Annotated in this window: 15 protein-coding genes and 1 pseudogene; 3 read left to right on the forward strand and 13 right to left on the reverse strand. The window is 71.4% G+C overall.

What is annotated here, in order from left to right:
- Positions 1 to 8 precede the first annotated feature (8 nt).
- The 3 genes and pseudogenes from IE209_RS09350 to IE209_RS09360 all read right to left on the reverse strand — a co-directional run bounded on the left by IE209_RS09350 (position 9) and on the right by IE209_RS09360 (position 3,061).
- Positions 9 to 980 (reverse strand): tripartite tricarboxylate transporter substrate binding protein, encoded by a 972-nt coding sequence (locus IE209_RS09350; RefSeq protein ID WP_189686670.1) that lies wholly within the window; start codon positions 978 to 980, stop codon positions 9 to 11.
- A gap of 25 nt (positions 981 to 1,005) precedes the next feature.
- Positions 1,006 to 1,977: a Bug family tripartite tricarboxylate transporter substrate binding protein gene (locus tag IE209_RS09355; protein ID WP_189686671.1), complete on the reverse strand. Its 972-nt coding sequence runs from the start codon at positions 1,975 to 1,977 to the stop codon at positions 1,006 to 1,008.
- Between the two features lie 35 nt (positions 1,978 to 2,012).
- Positions 2,013 to 3,061 (reverse strand): annotated as a pseudogene (locus IE209_RS09360) (amidohydrolase family protein).
- Positions 3,062 to 3,207: 146 nt separating this feature from the next.
- Here IE209_RS09360 and IE209_RS09365 point away from each other — a divergent pair.
- Complete coding sequence (locus IE209_RS09365; protein WP_189686673.1) at positions 3,208 to 3,993, forward strand: IclR family transcriptional regulator; 786 nt, start codon at positions 3,208 to 3,210, stop codon at positions 3,991 to 3,993.
- A gap of 21 nt (positions 3,994 to 4,014) precedes the next feature.
- Here the strand turns inward: IE209_RS09365 and IE209_RS09370 are convergent, their stop codons facing one another.
- Genes IE209_RS09370 through IE209_RS09385 form a run of 4 tightly spaced genes read right to left on the reverse strand, consistent with a single transcriptional unit; the run spans position 4,015 to position 8,909 of the window.
- A complete protein-coding gene (locus tag IE209_RS09370; RefSeq protein WP_189686674.1) occupies positions 4,015 to 5,826 on the reverse strand; it encodes a feruloyl-CoA synthase in 1,812 nt (603 codons plus the stop codon).
- A 2-nt stretch (positions 5,827 to 5,828) separates the two neighbouring features.
- Positions 5,829 to 6,767: a 3-hydroxyacyl-CoA dehydrogenase NAD-binding domain-containing protein gene (locus IE209_RS09375; protein ID WP_189686675.1), complete on the reverse strand. Its 939-nt coding sequence runs from the start codon at positions 6,765 to 6,767 to the stop codon at positions 5,829 to 5,831.
- Positions 6,764 to 7,972, reverse strand: a complete 1,209-nt coding sequence (locus IE209_RS09380) for an ABC transporter substrate-binding protein (RefSeq protein ID WP_189686676.1) — start codon at positions 7,970 to 7,972, stop codon at positions 6,764 to 6,766. Before IE209_RS09380 ends, IE209_RS09375 begins: the two co-directional genes overlap by 4 nt.
- Positions 7,973 to 7,982: 10 nt before the next feature.
- Positions 7,983 to 8,909 (reverse strand): beta-keto acid cleavage family enzyme, encoded by a 927-nt coding sequence (locus tag IE209_RS09385; RefSeq protein WP_189686677.1) that lies wholly within the window; start codon positions 8,907 to 8,909, stop codon positions 7,983 to 7,985.
- Between the two features lie 128 nt (positions 8,910 to 9,037).
- On the opposite strand from IE209_RS09385, the gene IE209_RS09390 reads away from it, so the two are divergent.
- Positions 9,038 to 9,742: a Crp/Fnr family transcriptional regulator gene (locus IE209_RS09390; protein ID WP_189686678.1), complete on the forward strand. Its 705-nt coding sequence runs from the start codon at positions 9,038 to 9,040 to the stop codon at positions 9,740 to 9,742.
- Positions 9,743 to 9,763: 21 nt separating this feature from the next.
- Here the strand turns inward: IE209_RS09390 and IE209_RS09395 are convergent, their stop codons facing one another.
- The 3 genes from IE209_RS09395 to IE209_RS09405 all read right to left on the reverse strand — a co-directional run bounded on the left by IE209_RS09395 (position 9,764) and on the right by IE209_RS09405 (position 13,239).
- Entirely contained in the window at positions 9,764 to 10,648 is an 885-nt protein-coding gene (locus IE209_RS09395; protein WP_189686679.1) for a LysR family transcriptional regulator, read from the reverse strand.
- Positions 10,649 to 10,868: 220 nt separating this feature from the next.
- Positions 10,869 to 11,846, reverse strand: a complete 978-nt coding sequence (locus IE209_RS09400; RefSeq protein WP_373305310.1) for a Bug family tripartite tricarboxylate transporter substrate binding protein — start codon at positions 11,844 to 11,846, stop codon at positions 10,869 to 10,871.
- Positions 11,847 to 11,868: 22 nt separating this feature from the next.
- Positions 11,869 to 13,239 (reverse strand): FAD-dependent oxidoreductase, encoded by a 1,371-nt coding sequence (locus IE209_RS09405; RefSeq protein WP_189686680.1) that lies wholly within the window; start codon positions 13,237 to 13,239, stop codon positions 11,869 to 11,871.
- A 158-nt stretch (positions 13,240 to 13,397) separates the two neighbouring features.
- On the opposite strand from IE209_RS09405, the gene IE209_RS09410 reads away from it, so the two are divergent.
- A complete protein-coding gene (locus IE209_RS09410) occupies positions 13,398 to 14,570 on the forward strand; it encodes an ATP-binding protein (protein WP_189686681.1) in 1,173 nt (390 codons plus the stop codon).
- Position 14,571: 1 nt separating this feature from the next.
- On the opposite strand, the gene IE209_RS09415 is transcribed toward IE209_RS09410, so the two are convergent.
- From IE209_RS09415 to IE209_RS09425, 3 genes are read right to left on the reverse strand one after another with little or no spacing between them, the layout of a single operon-like run.
- Positions 14,572 to 15,273, reverse strand: a complete 702-nt coding sequence (locus IE209_RS09415) for an ABC transporter ATP-binding protein (RefSeq protein WP_189686682.1) — start codon at positions 15,271 to 15,273, stop codon at positions 14,572 to 14,574.
- Positions 15,270 to 16,022 carry an ABC transporter ATP-binding protein gene (locus IE209_RS09420; RefSeq protein ID WP_189686683.1) on the reverse strand — a complete coding sequence of 251 codons (753 nt, stop codon included), beginning with the start codon at positions 16,020 to 16,022 and terminating at the stop codon, positions 15,270 to 15,272. Before IE209_RS09420 ends, IE209_RS09415 begins: the two co-directional genes overlap by 4 nt.
- Positions 16,019 to 16,981 (reverse strand): branched-chain amino acid ABC transporter permease, encoded by a 963-nt coding sequence (locus IE209_RS09425; RefSeq protein WP_189686684.1) that lies wholly within the window; start codon positions 16,979 to 16,981, stop codon positions 16,019 to 16,021. Before IE209_RS09425 ends, IE209_RS09420 begins: the two co-directional genes overlap by 4 nt.
- Positions 16,982 to 16,989: the final 8 nt, after the last annotated feature.

Raw genomic sequence — 16,989 nt, forward strand, 5'->3', positions numbered from 1 at the left:
GGTGCTCCTCAATCCGCCTTGATGTTGGCCGACTTCACCACGGCCGCCCAGCGCTTCATTTCGGAAGCGGCCAGCTGCGATGCCTGTGCAGGCGTGTTGGCCACGGGCGTCAGGCCCTGTTCGGCCAAACGCCGCCTGCCATCGTCGGAGTTCAGCGCTGCGACGAAGGCCTGGTTCAGCGTGTCGACGACCGGCTGCGGCGTGCCGGCGGGTGCGGCGAAACCGACCCAGAAATCCATCACGAAGCTCGGCAGCTTGGCCTCCTTGGCGGACGGCACATCGGGCAGCAAGGGCGAGCGCGCCTCGCTCGTGACCACCAGCGCGCGCAGCTTGCCCGACCGGATGTGCGGCAGCGCCGTCGGCAGCGACGTGACCAGTGCCTGCACCTGGCCTGCCATCAGGTCGGTCAGCACCGCGCCGGCGCCCTTGTAGGGGATGTGCACCAGGTCGATACCGGCGGCTGTTTTGAACAGCTCGCCGCCCAGGTGCGTGTTCGTCCCGTTGCCGCCCGATCCGTAGTTCATCGTGCCGGGCTTGGCCTTGGCCAGAGCGATGAACTCCTGCACGGTCTTCACCGGCAAGCCCGGGTGGACCACCAGCACGTGCGGCGCGGAAGCGGCCGTGATGATGTGCGAGAAGTCCTTGCGCGCATCGAACGGCATCTTGGGCAGAAGGCCTGGCGCGATGGTGAAGGACATCTCGGTCGTCAGCACGGTGTAGCCGTCCGGTGCGGCGCGCGCCACGGTGCCCCAGCCGATCAGGCCGCCGCCGCCGACCTTGTTGTCCACGACGAAGGCTTGGCCCAGGCCATTGGCGACCTGGTTGGCGGCCAGGCGCGCCACGATGTCGGTCGTGCCGCCCACGGCGTAGGGCACGACGATGGTGATCGGCCGCACCGGGAAGGTCTGTGCCGAGGCGGTGGAGCCCGCGGCAATGGCCAGGGCTGCAGCGGCAAGGGGCAGGAAGCGGGACATGTCCATGGAAGGTCTCCGGTGACGTGCGCGGTCAGTCGAGCTTGATGTTTCCGCTGCGCACGACGGTGCCCCAGCGCTGTTGTTCGGTCTTCAGCAGTGCGGCAGCCTCCTGCGACGTGCCGCCCACGGGTGCGCTGCCCTCGGCGAGCAGCGTGGCGATGGTGTCGGTGCGCGCCAGGGCCTTGGCCACTTCGGCTTGCAGGCGCGCCACGATGGCGGGCGGCGTGCCGGCCGGCGCGACGAGCATCTTCCAGTCGCTCGTGTCGAAGCCGGCATAGCCGCTCTCGGCCACCGTCGGCACATCGGGCAGCGCGGGCATGCGCTTGGCCGAGCTGACCGCCAGCGCACGCAGCTTGCCGGCCTTGACGAACGGGATGACCGTCTGCGGCGTCGCGAAGTAGTAGTCGACCTGGCCGCCCAGCAGATCGTTGGCCGCGGGACCGGCGCCCTTGTAGGGGATGTGCCGCGTGCGGATGCCCGCCTGCTGCGTGAAGACCTCGCCGGTCAGGTGGCCCACGGTGCCGTTGCCGGCCGAGGCCATGGTCAGCGCATCGGGTTGGGCCTTCGCGGCGTCGACCAGGTCCTTCAAGGTCTTGTAGGGCGCCCCGTCCTTGACCACCAGCACCACGGCCTGGCCCGCCACCGTCGCCACGGGGGTGAAGGCCTTGACCGCGTCGTAAGGCATCTTCGCGTACAGCGACGGGTTGATGGCCAGGTTGGCCGTCTGGCCCATGCCCAGCGTGTAGCCGTCCGGTGCCGCCTTGGCCACGGCGTCCATGCCGATGTTGCCGCCCGCGCCGGCCTTGTTGTCCACGACCAGCGTCCAGCCCGTGCCGATGCGGACCTTGTCCAGCACCATGCGCGTCACGATGTCGGTGCCGCCGCCCGGCGGGAAGGGCACGATCACCTTGATCGGCTGGCTGGGATACGCGCCGGGTTGCGCATGTGCGGCGGCGGCAAGGACCAGCGCGAGCGCGCCGGAAAGACGGGGCGAAAGCCTCATGGTGTCTCCTGGATGGTTGGAAGGGCGGAAAGCGGTCAGGCCAGCCGGTACACGCGGCTCGCCGTGCCATGGAACAGGGCGTGGCGCTCGGTGGTGGAGAAATCGGCCGTGAGCTTCTTGAACGCGTTCCAGCCGTTCACGAAGCTGTACGAGCCCTTGTCGACCGGGAAATTGCTTTCGAACATGCAGCGCTCGGGGCCGAACGCGTCGATGCAGCCGAGCATCCAGGGCCGCCAGGTGGCGGCCAGCCGGTCCGAGCTTGGCGGCAGCGCGCCGCTGTCGAAGCCGAAGCCGTTGATGCGCATGCCCAGGCCGCCCAGCTTCACATGCACGTTGGGGAACCGGGCCAGCGCTTGCATGGACGCCTTCCAGCGGGCGAACACCTCGTCGCGGTGCGCCGCATGGGCGCCGATGCGCACCACGCCGCCGCAGTGGTCCACGATGATGGGCAGCGCGGGAAAGGCGGCCGCCACCTCCATCAGCTCGGGCAGCTGCGGCCAGAACAGCCAGGCGTCGTAGGACAGGCCCTGCGCCTGCAGCTGCGCCAGGCCGGCCCGGTAGGCCGCATCGCGCAGCAGGCCCGGCGGCGCGGCGGTCAGCGGGTTGGCCAGCGAACCGTCCGCATCCCAGGTGGTCAGGTGGCGCACGCCGCGAAAGCGGCCGCGGCCCGCCTGGGCATGGGCGTCCAGCACCGGGGCGACGCCGGCTCCCAGGCGCAGGTCGGCGTAGCCCACGATGCCCTTGGCGACCTCGGGCGCCAGCGCGCCCGCCGTGGACGCCACGACGAACGCGGTCTCGCCGACCGGCCGCAGGGCCTCGGGGCCATCGGCCCGGTAGCGCGTGAGCGCCTGCATGTAGACCGAGGCCTGGACGGCGTGCCCGCTGCGGGCGTCGGCCGCGTAGTCGGCGTGCAGATAGGTCCAGCCGGGGCGGTCGTAGAAGTGGTGGTGTGCGTCCACGATGGGCAGGGCCGGCTCGTGGCCTGCTCCTGGCCACACTGCAGCCATGCCTCGCGCACGGGAAGGTTGTTGGAACTCACCGCTGGCGCCCCGGGCAGCTGGGGGCCGTGGTCTGCTTCGTGGATGGGTAGGTCATGTGTTCTATCGAACAGAACTACGTTCTATGTAAAAGAACTATAAGTGGGCCAAGCCTGGCTGGGACATACGGGAAAACCCTTGAATTTGGCGCTGCGCGCCGCGTGTTCTACTAGGCAGAACCAGCACTGCCGCCATGACGACCGAGCCATCCCATCCCACGGCCGACACCGACCCCGCCGAACCCTCGAGCGGCGTGGCGGTGCTGGACCGTGCATTCGCCCTGCTGGGCGCCTTCCAACCCACCGACGACCGGCTGAGCCTCACGGAGCTGTCGCGCCGCACAGGGCTGTACAAGAGCACGGTGCTCCGGCTGCTGGCGGCGCTCGAGCACGGGGGCTTCATGCGCAAGCTCGACGACGGGCAGTACGCCATCGGCCCGCAGCCCATGCGCCTGGCCGCGATCTACCAGCGCTCCTTCCGCGTGGATTCCGTCATCGAGCCCTTGCTGGCTGAGCTCAGCGCCAGCCTCGGCGAGACGGCTTCGTTCTACGTGCGGGCGGGAAGCCGGCGCCTGGTGGTCAGCCGCGTCGAACCGGCCCGCGCAGTGCGCGTGTCCATCCGGGTGGGGGAAGACTTCGACGTCGCCAAGGGCGCCTCGGGCAAGGTGCTGTGCGCGTTCACCGACGACGACGCCGCGGGCGAGCCGGTGCGCGCACGCCTGTGGGCCACGTCCTATGGAGAGCGCGACGCCGAGACGGCCTCCGCCTCGGTGCCCGTGTTCGGCGCGCTCGGCGAGCTCAGGGGGGCGCTCACGGTGTCCGGCCCGCTGTCCCGCCTCGGTGAGCCCGCGGCCATGCAGACCGCCGTGGCGCAGTTGCTCGAGATGGCCCGCCGGGCCACGGCCGGCTTCGGCGGAAATCCCGCGCGGTACGCCGCGGCGGTGCAGCCGGCGCCCGGGCCGGCCGGCGCACGGATCTGAGGCGTCGCCTGGGCCGGAGGATCAGTCCGCCAGCACCACGGGCCCGGCGCTCGCCGTCGCCGCATAGAGCCGCTCGACCTCGGCATGGCGCCGCTGCAGCACCGCGCGCTGGTTGAGGTAGCCCTTGTCCGTGATCTCGCCGGCCTCCAGAGCAGGCGGGGCGTCCAGGACCAGCGCGCGGCGCGGGCTGCGTGCCGAACCCGCGCCGGCGGCGGTCTGTTCCTGCATCACCCGACACAGCGCCGCCCGCAGCCGGTCGGGCTGCTGCTGGCCGGCGGCCGAGGGGAACACCAGCAGCCCGATCTCGGCCCGGTCGTGGCCTGCGACGACGATGTCCTGCACCAGCGGTGCGAGCCGCGACACCAGTTCCACGCGCAGCGTGCCGACCGAGACCCAGGTGCCGCTGGACAGCTTGAAGTCCTCGGCCACGCGGCCGTCGAACACGATGCCGCGTGCGGGCTGCTCGGCGTCGAGCAGCCGGCCCGCATCGCCGATGCGGTAGTCGCCCTGCGCGTCGAAGGCCGCGGCGGTTTCCTGCGGGCCGTGCAGGTAGCCGGGGAACACGGTGACGCCGCGGATACGCATCTCCAGCTTGTCGCCGCTGGGCACGAAGCGCACCGCCATGCCGGGCAGCGGGTTGCCGATGCAGCCCGCACCGTCCTGTTGCCAGTGCGCCGTGGTGATGGCCGGGGCGGTCTCGGTGCAGCCCCAGGAGGTGGTCAGCCACAGCGGCCGGCCCGGACGCACGCGTTCGGCCAGGGCCTGCAGGCGCTGCCAGGTGGAGGGCGCCAGCGCGGCCGCCGCGTAGAAGGCCAGGCGCAAGCGCGACAGGACGTCTGCAGCCAGCGCGTCGTCGGCCTCCAGCAGGGGCAGCAGCATGTCGAAGCCGCGCGGCACGTTGAACCACAGCGTGGGCCGCACTGCGCGCAGGTTGCGCGCGGTCTTCTCGACGAGCCCCGGCGCGGGCCGGCCTTCGTCGATGTACAGCGCGCCGCCATGCGCCAGCACCATGTGCAGGTTGTGGTTGCCGCCGAAGGTGTGGCTCCAGGGCAGCCAGTCCACCAGCACGGGCGGCTCCAGCGCGAGGAAGCGCCAGGTCTGCGCCATCTGCTGCTGGTTCGCGCACAGCATGCGGTGCGTGTTGATGACCGCCTTGGGCCGGCCCGTGGAGCCCGAGGTCAGCAGGTACTTGGCGTGGTCGTCGGGCGCGATCGCTTCGAAGGCCTGCTGCACGGCCGGCGTCTCGCGCTTGGCCAGCAGCGCATCGAAGGCCAGGGCGCCGGGCCAGTCGGGCGCATGGGTGCTGAACACACAGGGCACGGTCAGGTCGCAGGCCGCCATGGCCGGTCCGTAGGTCCGCGCGTCGGCCGCGTAGACCAGGGCCGGCCGCAGCAGCGCGAGCATCTCGCGCAGCCGCGTGAAGTCCGTGGCCTGGCGCGAGTAGGCGCTGGACAGCGAGCAGGCGGGCCGGCCCACATGCATGGCGGCCAGCATCAGCACGGCGTGGTCGATCGCGTTGTCCGAGAGGATGACGACGGGCCGCCCCGCCGGCAGGCGCAGGTCCAGCAGCGCCTGGCCGACCGCGCCCACGGCCGCGCGCAAGCCGGCGTAGTCCAGGCGGCGCCAGTCCTGGCCATCGCCCGTGCGTTCGGCCAGCGCGGTGGCATGTGGCGTGGCGCGTGCCCAATGCTCCAGCCATTCGCCGACACAGCGCGCATGGGGTTCCAGCGCCACGGGTGAGTGCAGCACGAAGGAGCCGTCGCCGAGCTCGGTGCGCAGTACGGCGGGCGGCGCGATCTGGGTGGGATCGCTCAGGAAGTCGATGGGCGCCATGTTCAGTCCAGTTCCGGGTGGTCGGCCTTGGCCGCCATGAGGTCCAGCAGCAGCTGGTCGCGGGCGCGCTGCAGTTCGGCCGCGCTGCGGCCGGCCAGGGCCTCGTCCACACCGGCCACCACCTTGGCCTGCAGCCCGGCATGCAGGGTGGGCGCACCCAGGTCCTGCCACCAGCTTTCGATGGGGCCGCCCAGGTGCGCCAGCAGATGCGCCATGCCGCCTTCTCCGCCCGACAGGTGCAGGTTCAGGAACGGCCCCAGCAGCGCCCAGCGCAGGCCGGGCCCATGGGCGATCGCGGCGTCGATGTCCGCCACGCTGGCCACGCCCTGGTCGACGAGGTGGAAGGCCTCGCGCCACAGCGCGGCCTGCAGCCGGTTGGCGATGTGGCCGCGGATCTCGCGCCGCACCTGGATGGGCTTCTTGCCGATGGCGCGGTAGAAGTCCATCGCGCGTGCGATGGCCTCGGGCGCCGTCTTCGCGCCACCGCCGACCTCGACCAGCGGGATCAGGTGCGGCGGGTTGAACGGGTGGCCCAGCACCACGCGCTCCGGGTGCGTGCAGGCGGACTGCATGGCGCTGACGGCCAGGCCCGAGGAACTGGAGGCCAGCAGCGTGCCGGGCGGGGCGGCGGCGTCCATGCGCGCGTAGAGCGCGGTCTTGAGGTCCTCCCGCTCGGGGCCGTTCTCCTGCACGAAGTCGGCCCCGGCCACGGCGTCCTCGAGCCGCGCGTGGAAGCGCAGCCGCTCGGGGGCCGCGCCCTCGGCCAGGCCCATGGCCTTGAGGGCTGGCCAGTGCCGTGCCACGGCCGCGCGCAGGCGCTGCTCGGCGCCTTCGGCCGGGTCGGTGGCGGCCACGTCCAGCCCGTGCGCGAGGAAGCAGGCCGCCCAGCTCGCGCCGATCACGCCGGTGCCGACGACGGCGACGGTTCGGATCGGGCTCATAGCGCCTTCCAGCGCGCGCAGCGCGACTCGGCCTTGGTGGTCCAGGCGGCTTCGCCCGCGATGGTCTCCACGACCTTGTAGTAGTCCCAGGGCTCCTGCGACTCGGCCGGCGTCTTCACCTGCACCAGCCGCATGTCGTGCACCATGAGGCCGTCCTCGCGCAGCCAGCCGTTCTGCATGAACATGTCGTTCACCTTCGTTCTGCGCAGCTGGGCCATGACCTTGTCCCCGTCGTCGGTGCCGGCGGCCTGCACGGCCTTCAAGTACTGCAGCGCGGCCGAGTAGTCGCCCGCATGGAAGGAGGTCGGCATGCGCTTGTGCTTGTCGAAGAAGCGGCGCGCCCAGGCGCGCGCTTCGGGCGACTGGTTCCAGTACCAGCTGTCGGTCAGGAACATGCCCTGCGCGGTCTTCAGGCCCAGCGCGTGCACGTCGTTGATCGTGATGATCATGCCGGCCAGCTTCATGGTCTTGCCGATGCCGAACTCGGCCGCCGACTTGATCGCGTTGACCGTGTCGCTGCCGGCATTGGCCAGCGCCAGCACCTGGGCCTTGGAGGCCTGGGCCTGCAGCATGAAGGACGAGAAGTCGTTCGCGCCCAGCGGGTGCTTGACCGCACCGGCCACCGTGCCGCCGTTCGCCTCCAGCGTCTTGCTCGCATCGGCCTGCAGTGCGGTGCCGAAGGCATAGTCGGCCGTCACGAAGTACCAGCTCTTGCCGCCCGATCGGGCGACCGCATTGGCCGTGCCGCGGGCCATGGCCACGGTGTCGTAGGCGTAGTGCACGGTGTAGGGCGAGCAGTGTTCGTTGGTCAGCCCCGAGGCGCCCGCGCCCACCACGAAGTAGGGCCGCTTCTTCTCGGCCGCCACGCCGGCCATCGCGATGGCTGCGCCCGAGCCCACGCCGCCGATCAGCATGTCCAGCCTGTTCACGTCGAACCACTCGCGCGCCTTGGCCGCCGCGATGTCGGCCTTGTTCTGGTGGTCCACGGTGAGGAGCTCGATCTTCTTGCCGTTGACGGTGCCGCCCATGTCGGCAATCGCCATGCGGATGGCCTCGGCGCCGGCCGGCCCGTCGTAGTCGCGGTACAGGCCCGACATGTCGCTGACGAAGCCGATGCGGACGACGTCGTCCGAGATCTGCGCCTGCGCGCCGGCCGCGCAGGCCAGGGCGGCGCACAGCGCCGCCATCGTGCGTCGATGGGTCATGGGGTGTCTCCTAGCGGTTGTGGGGGGCGAACTCCGGGCGCGCTGCTCCCGGCCTCGGCAGGCCCATGATCTGGCGCGCCTCTGCGGGCGTGGCCGGTTCCATGTCGAGCTCGCGGATGATGCGCACGATGCGCTCGGTCAGCTGCACGTTGGTGGCCAGTTCGCCCTGGCGGAAGTACAGGTTGTCCTCCAGGCCCACGCGCGCATGGCCGCCCAGCAGCAGCGCGGCCACGTTGGCTTCCAGCTGCGAGGGGCCGATGCCGCTCACGCAGAAGATGCTGTTGGCGGGCAGGGTGTCCACCATCTGCTGCAAAAAGCGCGGCGAGTACGGCATCGCGTTCTGGAAGTTGCGGTGCACGTTCATGACCAGGTTGATGAAGTGCGGCGCGTCGTCGTGGCCCTCGCCGATCAGCGTCGTCACGTCCTGCAGGATGTGGGTGGGGCTGAACACCTCCCACTCGGGCTTGATGCCGCGCGCCTTCATGCCCGCGGCCAGCGCCCGGCCCTTGGACAGCGGCGTGTCCATCAGGATCTCCCTGCCCTCGAAGCTGAGGTTCAGCGTGGTGGCGTCCAGCGTGCACATCTCGGCGCCCGCGTCCATGCCCTGGATGCGCTCCTCCCAGGCGATCTCCCAGCGCTCGCCGGCCAGCGGGCGCACCATGTCGCCGTGCACGCCGCCGCCCGTGGAGTTGTTGAGCACGATGTCGCAGCCGGCCGCGCGGATGCGCTGGTTCATGTCGCGGTAGATGGCGGGGTTGCAGGTGGCGCCGTCGTCGGGCCGGCGCGCGTGCAGCGCCACCACGCTGGCGCCCGCGTTCCAGCAGCGCACGACGTCCTCGGCGATCTCGGCGGGCTGGGTGGGCAGGTGGGGGTTCTGCGACTTGTGGGCCATGCCGCCCGTGGGGGCGATGGTCACGATGACCTTGCGTCTGGACATGCCGTCTCCTTGGCGTGGGGATGCGGCATGGTGGTCCGCGCGCCGTGCGCATTCAGTCATCGCGACGACATTCGGCCTCAGGGTTTTCGCGGTGCGCGGCCGCGGCTGCTATGGTGGCGCCCCCCACCATGCGCCGCGCTGCTCCGCCCGAAGACGCCTCCTCGCTGGACCGCCTGCTCGACGGGTCGGCCTGGTTCCCCGCGCTCGATGCGCCCGCACGCGCGCGCGTGCGCGCCGAGATGCAGCAGGTGGACGTGGCGGCCGGCGCCGCGCTGTGCCGCATGGGCGACGAACCGCAGCACTGGTACGGCGCCATCGACGGCCTGCTCAAGTGGTCCGTGACGGCCGAGGACGGCCGCTCGGTCACGTTGGGCGGCCTGTCGCGGGGCAGCTGGTTCGGCGAGGGCACGCTGCTGCGCGGCGTGCCGCGCACGGCCGACATCGTCGCGCTGCGCCCCAGCCGCGTGGCGCTGATGCCGGTGGAGACCTTCCAGTGGCTGCACGCCACCGAGCGCGCCTTCGACCATTTCCTGCTGCGCCAGATCAACGAACGCATGCACTGGTTCCTGGGCAACTTCGCGGCCCACCACCTGCTGGACACCGACAGCCAGGTGGCGCGCGCGCTGGTCGGCCTGTTCCACCCCTGGCTGCACCCGGGCAGCGATCCGCACCTGGCCGTCTCGCAGGAGGAGATCGCCAACCTGTCGGGCCTGTCGCGCCAGCGTTGCAATGCGGCGCTGCGCCGGCTGGCGGAGGCCGGCCTGATCGCCGTGGGCTACGGCGGCATCACGGTGCTGGACCTGGCGGCTCTGCGGCGGCGCGTGCCGGGCTGAGCGTCTGCGCGGCCTCTGCGCTCAGGCGCCGTCGCGCGGCGCGAGTTCGGCCTGCAGGTAGCGCACCAGCGCCTGCACCTTGGGCACGTTGGCGCGGTTCTCGGGCAGCAGGGCCTTGAGCCAGAACGCGTCCAGCGGGAAGTCCGCCAGCAGCGGCCGCAGCGCGCCGCTGTCGAGCGCGGGCCGGGCCAGGTAGTCGCCCAGGATGGCGATGCCGTTGCCGGCCAGGGCAGCCGACAGCAGCAGCTGCGCCTCGTTGGTGTTCAGGCGCGGCTGCACCTTGACGCTGATGCGGCCCGCCGCGCTGCCGAAGCTCCAGGTGCTGCCGGTCGGCAGGAAGTTCAGGATGGCGTGGTCCTTGAGCTCGCCCGGGTGGCGCGGCGTGCCGCGCTCCTGGAGGTAGCGCGGCGACGCGCAGGCCGTGCGCGGCATCGGGCACAGCGGCGTCTCGACCACGCCGGCGTAGGCGTCGGGCATCAGGGTCAGCGCCAGGTCGAAGCCTTCTTCGGCCGGGTTCACGGCGCGGTCCAGCGCGACGACTTCCAGATGCAGCAGCGGGTACAGGCGCTGGAAGCGCTCGAGCAGCGGGCCGACCAGGCAGACCGTGACCGAGGTCGGCGCCTTGATGCGCAGCTGGCCCTGCAGCTGGTCGCCGACCGGGTGGGCGAACAGCTCCTGCGCGTCGGTCACCACGCGCTGCACCGCGGGCAGGTAGCCGCGGCCCACCGGCGTGAGGCGCACGCGCCGTGTCGTGCGTTCGAACAGCGCGCCCTGGACCTGCGCCTCGAGCTGGCCGATGCGCTTGGTCACGACCGAGGGCGCGATGCCCAGCTCGCGCGCCGCGGCCGAGAAGCTCTCGGTGCGCGCGACCACGAGGAAGGTCCGCAGGTTCGAGAGGGTGTCCAAGCCGGGGCGTCAGAAGCTGTGAATGAACCGATCGCGGCCACGACGGGGTGCGCCGGGCCGCAGGCCGCTGCCCGGGCTCGTGCCCGGGCAAGGCCTGCAACGCCCGCATGTGGCCTGGCGCGCCCCGGCCCGAAGGGCGAGGCCCTGGGCGCGGCGATGGTGCTGGACACCACTGGTCATCGGGCCTCGCGTGGTCGTGAGGGGTTCGTTCACAGCTTCTTCAGTCGACCGAGATGTTCTGCGCCCGGATGATCGCGCCCAGCAGCGCGGCTTCTTCCTTCACGCGCTGGTGCAGGCCCTCGCTGGAGGTGCCCACGGCCTGCCAGCCCTGGTTCAGCAGCCGCGTGCGGGTCTCGGGTTCGCGCAGGATGCGCGGCACCTCGGCCGCCAGCCGCGCCTGCGCGGCCTTGGACAGACCGGCCGGGCCGACCAGCGCGGTCCAGACCTCCAGGTTGAAGTCCTTCACGCCGGCATCGGCCAGCGGCGCGACGGAGGGCACCAGCGCGCTGCGCCCGCTCGTGACGCCGATGGCCTTGAGCTTGCCGGCCTGCACCTGCGGCATGGCCACGCCCGGCGGCACCAGCGCCATCTGCACCTGCTCGCCGATGATGGCCGTGACGACCGCGGGGTTGCCCGAGTAGGGCACGTGCACGGGTGCGATGCCCGACCTGCTCTTGAGCAGTTCCATGCCCAGGTGGGCGACCGAGCCGGCACCGACGGAGCCGTAGTTGGCCTTGGCGCCGGCCTGGCGCATGGCGGCGAAGAAGGCCGCGCCATCGGGCAGCTGCGGCGCGGCCACCAGCACCAGTGGCGCGGTGGCCAGCAGCGAGATCTCGGCGAAGTCCTTCTGCGGGTCGTAGCTGAGCTTGGGGTTGAGCAGCTTGGCCGAGGTCAGGTTGCCGTTGATCACGACGCCCAGCGTGTGGTCGTCCGTGGCCTTGGCGACCTGGTCGGCCGCGATGTTGCCGGAGGCGCCGGGCTTGTTCTCGACGATGACGGGCTGGCCCAGCACGCGGCCGAGCGGGTCGGCCAGCGCGCGTGCTGCCATGTCGGGCGTGGAGCCGCCCGGAAAACCCACGAGCAGCCGCACCGGCCGCGTCGGCCAGCTGGGGTCCGCGGCCTGGGCCGTGCCCAGCGTGGCGCCCAGTGCACAGGCTGCCAGGCAGGCCAGGGCCGTGCGTCTTGTCTCTTTGTTCAAAGTCTCTCTCCTCAAGCGTTGGTCAATCGTCGCGGCCCAGCCAGGCGCCGTCCTGCGCAAGCTGGGCCTGCAGTGCCGGCACGTCGATGGCGCGCAGGTCCCGCCCGTGCTGCAGCGCCTGCGCGGCCGCGGTGCCGGCCGCCTGGCCCATCACGAAGCAGGCGCCCGACACGCGCGCGGCCGACTGGCCCAGGTGCGTCATCGAGGCGCAGCGGCCGGCGACCAGCACATTGTCCAACGTGCGCGGCAGCAGCATGCGGTAAGGCAGGTGGTTGTAGCCGCGTGACCGCGGGATGTCCTGCCACTGGAAGGCGATGTTGCCCGCCACATGTTCCTCGATCATCCAGCCGTTGACGCCGATGGTGTCGGCGAAGCTCGCGCAGTCCAGCACGTCGCGCGCGGTCAGCTGGTAGTCGCCCAGCACACGCCGCGTCTCGCGCACGCCGACCTGCGGCGCGATCTCCAGCAGGTAGGCGTTCTCGAAACCCGGTGCGTAGGCGCGCAGGAAGCGGAAGAAGTTGAGGATCTGGCGCCGGCCTTCGATCTCGGCGGCGCTGAGTTCCAGCGCATTGGTGCCGTCCACGGGGCCGCCCTCGGCATTGGCCAACTGGGTCACGTTGGCGCGCCATTCGGCCGGGTTCTTTTGCGGCCGGATGATGGGCGTCTTGCGGGCGAAGGTGTAGCCGTCGCGCTCGGCCTGTTCCATGAGGCCGTCGAAGCGGTTCCAGATGTCGCCCGCACGCTGCGGGTCCACGCCGTTCACGCGGAACATGGTGGACGGGTACATCATGTCCTCGCCCTGGCCTTGCGCGTCGCGGCCCTTCTCGAACGGCGCGCCGGCCCAGGTGGCCAGGTCGCCGTCGCCCGAGCAGTCGATGAACACGCGGCCCCGCACGGCGCGGCGGCCCGACTTGGTCTCCAGCAGCAGGGCGGCCACGCGGCCCGGCCCGGCCATCTGCACGCCCACGGCATGGGCATGGAACAGCACCTGCGCGCCGCTGCCGACGACCACGTCGTCGGCCGCGAGCTTGAAGGCCGCGTTGTCGTAGGCCTGGGCGGCGATCTTGCCGCCGAACAGCAGGTGCGGCTCGCGCAGGCCGCCCAGCGCGTCCATGCGCTGCAGCAGGTCGTCGGCGATGCCATGCACGACCTGGCGCACGGCGCCGTGCACGTTGGCGTGCAGGCCGCAGAAGTTGGTCACGCCGGCCGCCGTCCCCATGCCGCCCAGGAAGCCGTAGCCCTCCACGAGCAGCGTGCTGCGGCCCTGGCGCGCGCTGGCGGCCGCTGCGGCGATGCCGGCCGGCCCGCCGCCGAGCACCACCACGTCGTAGGCACCGTGGACGGGGGTCTGGCGGCTCGGTTCGGTGATCGGTTCGAAGGTGGTTGGCTGCATTGCGGGGCGCTCCATGGAAAGTGGGCGCATCTTAGTGATGCAGCGCATTGCAAACAATCGGCTGCGTTGCGAGAAGAAAATTCGCGGTCCGCGAATAATCATCCGTGCTATGGAGGTTTTTCCTTGAAAATTCAACGTCTATCGTTCATATTTCAAGGATGATCAGCCGCTCCACCGACGCTGTCGTACGCGACCGCCTTGCCGATATGCCGGCCGTGGTGCTGCTCGGCCCGCGCCAGGTGGGCAAGACCACGCTGGCGCGGCAGATCGCCGCGCAGTGGCCGGGCGGCGCCGTGTACCTCGATCTGGAGCGGCCGGCCGACCGCCTGCGGCTGGAGGATGCCGACGCCTACCTGCGCGCGCAGCAGGGTCGACTGGTGGTCGTGGACGAGATCCACCGCGCCCCGGGCATCTTCGAGGTCCTGCGCGGCATCGTCGACGAGCGCCGCCAGGCCGGGCTGCGCAGCGGCCAGTTCCTGCTGCTGGGCTCCGCCGCGCTGGACCTGATGCGCCAGTCCAGCGAGACACTCGCGGGCCGCGTGGCCTACGTGGACATGGCGCCGGTCGACACCGCGGAGGCGGCGCAGGCCGGCATCGCCGACGCCCAGCTGTGGCTGCGCGGCGGCTTTCCCGACAGCCTGCTCGCCAGCGACGAGCGGCGCAGCCTGGACTGGCGGCGCGACTTCATTCGCAGCTACCTGGAGCGCGACGTGCCCATGTTCGCGCCGCGCATGCCGGCCGAGGCCATCGGGCGCCTGTGGACCATGCTCGCGCACCAGCAGGGCGGCGTGCTGAACCAGGCCCGCATCGCCAGCGCGCTGGGCGTGTCCAACCCCACCATCGACCGCTACATCGACCTGCTCGTGGACCTGCGCCTGGTGCTGCGCCTGCGGCCCTGGTCGGGCAATGTCGGCAAGCGGCTGGTCAAGTCGCCCAAGGTCTACGTGCGCGACAGCGGCGTGCTGCATGCGCTGCTCGAACTGCAGACCATGGACGACCTGCTGGGCCACCCGGTCAGCGGGCTGAGCTACGAGGGCCATTGCATCGCGAGCCTGGTCCAGGCGGCTGGCACACGGCGCGTGCCGTACTTCTACCGCACGCATGCCGGCGCCGAGATCGACCTCGTGCTGGAGCAGGGCGGCCGGCCGGAGATCGCGATCGAGATCAAGCGCTCGACGGCGCCCAACCCGGACAAGGGCTTCGGCGTGGCCTGCGACGACCTGGGGATCGCGCAGCGCTATGTGGTCTACCCCGGCACCGAACGCTTCCCGCTGCGCCAGGGCGCGACCGCATTGGGCCTGCGCGAGCTGGCGCAGTTGCTGCGCGACTGAATCAGACGCCGAGCCGCTCGCCCAGCGCCTGCGGATCGGCCAGCAGCGCCGCGGACGCGCCCTGCAGCACAATCTGCCCCTTCTCCATGACCAGTGCCCGGTCCGTGTGGGCGAGCACCTTGCGCCAGTCGCGGTCGACGATCAGCGTGGCGATGCCGGTGCTGCGGATCTGTGCAATCACGCGCCAGATCTCGGCCACGATCAGTGGCGCCAGGCCCTCGGTGGCCTCGTCGAGGATCAGCAGGCGCGGGTTGGTCATGAGCGCGCGGCCGATGGACAGCATCTGCTGCTCGCCGCCCGACAGCTGGTGGCCGCCGTTGTTCAGGCGCTCCGCCAGGCGCGGGAAGGTCTGCAGCACGCGCTCGTACGTCCAGGCCGTCTTGCCGTCGATGCCGGGCCGCGCCGCCATGACCAGGTTCTCGCGCACCGAGAGGTTGGGGAAGATGCCGCGGCCCTCGGGCACGTAGCCGATGCCCAGCCGCGCCATTTTCTCGGGCTGCTGGCCGGTCACCTCGCGGCCATCGCACAACACGCGGCCCTGGGCCGGGCGCACGTAGCCCATCAGCGTGCGGATCAGCGTGGTCTTGCCCATGCCGTTGCGGCCCAAGAGGCCGACGGCCGTGGCGGCAGGGATCTCGCCGGCCACGCCGTGCAGGATGTGGCTGTCGCCGTAGTAGGTGTGCAGGTCCTCGAAGCGGATCATGCGTGCTCCTCCTCACCGAGATAGGCCGAGCGCACCTGCGGGTCGTTGCGGATCTCATCCGGGTTGCCCGTGGCGATCACCGCGCCGTTGACCATGACCGTGATGCGCTCGGCGATGCGGAACACCGCGTCCATGTCGTGCTCCACGAGCAGGATGGCGTGGGCAGGCTTGAGGCGCTCAAGCAGGCCCAGCATGCGCTCGGTCTCCTCGGCACCCATGCCGGCCAGCGGCTCGTCGAGCAGCAGCACGCGCGGCTTCGTCGCCAGGCACATGGCGACCTCGAGCTGGCGCTTGGCGCCATGGCTCAGCGTGCCCGCGGTGCGCGTGGCCAGCGCCGTGAGGCCCGTGGCTTCGAGGGCTGCGTCGGCCGCGCCGCCGCTCGTGGCGCAGGCGCGCGCGGACTGCCAGATCGCCCAGGGCCGCGGCGTGGCGGCCTGCGCGGCCAGGCGGCAGTTCTCGTGCACCGTGAACTCCGGGAAGATGGTCGTGCGCTGGTAGCTGCGGCCCACGCCGGCCAGGGCACGGCGCGCCTGCGGCCGGGCCGTGATGTCGGCGCCATCCAGCACGATGCGGCCTTCGGACGCCGCGATCTCGCCCGACAGCATGTTGATCAGCGTGGACTTGCCCGCGCCGTTGGTGCCGATCACGGCGTGGACCTCGCCCACGCGCAGGTCCAGCGTGACGGCGTTGACGGCCACGAGGCCGCCGAAGCGGCGCGTGAGCCCGCTCACCTGCATCAGCGCGCTCATGCCTGACGTCCTTTCACGAGGCCGATCAAGCCCTTGGGCAGCAGCGCCACGAAGCCGATGATGGCCAGGCCCAGCGTGAGCTGCCAGTGGTTCGCCAGCGGCCCGACCAGCGCCTGCGTGCCCAGCAGTTCCTTGAGCAGCGTGAAGGCCACGGCCCCCAGCACGGCGCCGCGCAGGTGGCCGATGCCGCCCAGGATCACCATGAGCAGCACCTCGCCCGAGATGTGCCAGGACAGCATCTCGGGGTTGACCACGCCGTCGCGCGCGGCCACGAGGAAGCCCGCCAGCCCCGCCAGCGCGCCGGCCAGCACGAAGGCCGCGAGCTTGTAGCCGTAGGTGGGGAAGCCCGCCGCGCGCATGCGCTGCTCGTTCACGCGGATGCCGGCCAGCGCCGCACCGAAGCGCGAACGGCGCACCACCGCGAGCAGGCCGTAGGTGAAGACCAGCGCGGCCAGCACCACGTAGAACAGCACGGTGCGGTTCTCCATGTCCAGCGCGCCCGCGCTTGGGCGCACGTAGAGGTAGATGCCGTCGCTGCCGCCGCCGACCGGCGTGTCGTGGAACACGAAGTAGGCCATCTGCGCGAAGGCCAGCGTGACCATGATGAAGTAGACGCCGCGCGTGCGCAGGGAGATGGCGCCGACCACCAGCGCGTACAGCGCCGCGGCGCCCATGGCGAGCAACAGCAACCCGAACAGGTTGCCGCCGCCATCGCCCGAGGCCAGCACGGTCACGTAGGCGCCGATGCCGAAGTAGGCCGCGTGGCCCAGGCTGACCAGGCCCGTCATGCCGACCAGCAGCTGCAGCGAGAGCGCGAAGATGGACAGCACCATGACCTTGACCAGGAGGTCGGCCAGGTAACCGCCCAGCAGCGGACCGGCGATGCCCAGTGCGACGGCCACGGCCAGCGGGAGCAGGCCGGCGGCACGGCGTGGGCGGGAGACAGGGGAGGTGGGCATGGCGAGTG

The sequence above is a fragment of the Pseudorhodoferax aquiterrae genome (assembly GCF_014652235.1).
GTDB classification, from domain to species: Bacteria; Pseudomonadota; Gammaproteobacteria; order Burkholderiales; family Burkholderiaceae_C; genus Pseudorhodoferax; species Pseudorhodoferax aquiterrae.

Excerpts from the sequence above, each read along its gene's own strand:
- IE209_RS09420 (WP_189686683.1), bottom strand. The coding sequence starts at position 16,022 with ATGAGCGCGCTGATGCAGGTGAGCGGGCTCACGCGCCGCTTCGGCGGC.
- IE209_RS09375 (WP_189686675.1), bottom strand. The coding sequence starts at position 6,767 with ATGAGCCCGATCCGAACCGTCGCCGTCGTCGGCACCGGCGTGATCGGC.
- IE209_RS09385 (WP_189686677.1), bottom strand. The coding sequence starts at position 8,909 with ATGTCCAGACGCAAGGTCATCGTGACCATCGCCCCCACGGGCGGCATG.
- IE209_RS09355 (WP_189686671.1), bottom strand. The coding sequence starts at position 1,977 with ATGAGGCTTTCGCCCCGTCTTTCCGGCGCGCTCGCGCTGGTCCTTGCC.
- IE209_RS09405 (WP_189686680.1), bottom strand. The coding sequence starts at position 13,239 with ATGCAGCCAACCACCTTCGAACCGATCACCGAACCGAGCCGCCAGACC.
- IE209_RS09390 (WP_189686678.1), top strand. The coding sequence starts at position 9,038 with ATGCGCCGCGCTGCTCCGCCCGAAGACGCCTCCTCGCTGGACCGCCTG.
- IE209_RS09365 (WP_189686673.1), top strand. The coding sequence starts at position 3,208 with ATGACGACCGAGCCATCCCATCCCACGGCCGACACCGACCCCGCCGAA.
- IE209_RS09410 (WP_189686681.1), top strand. The coding sequence starts at position 13,398 with ATGATCAGCCGCTCCACCGACGCTGTCGTACGCGACCGCCTTGCCGAT.
- IE209_RS09425 (WP_189686684.1), bottom strand. The coding sequence starts at position 16,981 with ATGCCCACCTCCCCTGTCTCCCGCCCACGCCGTGCCGCCGGCCTGCTC.
- IE209_RS09370 (WP_189686674.1), bottom strand. The coding sequence starts at position 5,826 with ATGGCGCCCATCGACTTCCTGAGCGATCCCACCCAGATCGCGCCGCCC.
- IE209_RS09380 (WP_189686676.1), bottom strand. The coding sequence starts at position 7,972 with ATGACCCATCGACGCACGATGGCGGCGCTGTGCGCCGCCCTGGCCTGC.
- IE209_RS09415 (WP_189686682.1), bottom strand. The coding sequence starts at position 15,273 with ATGATCCGCTTCGAGGACCTGCACACCTACTACGGCGACAGCCACATC.
- IE209_RS09350 (WP_189686670.1), bottom strand. The coding sequence starts at position 980 with ATGGACATGTCCCGCTTCCTGCCCCTTGCCGCTGCAGCCCTGGCCATT.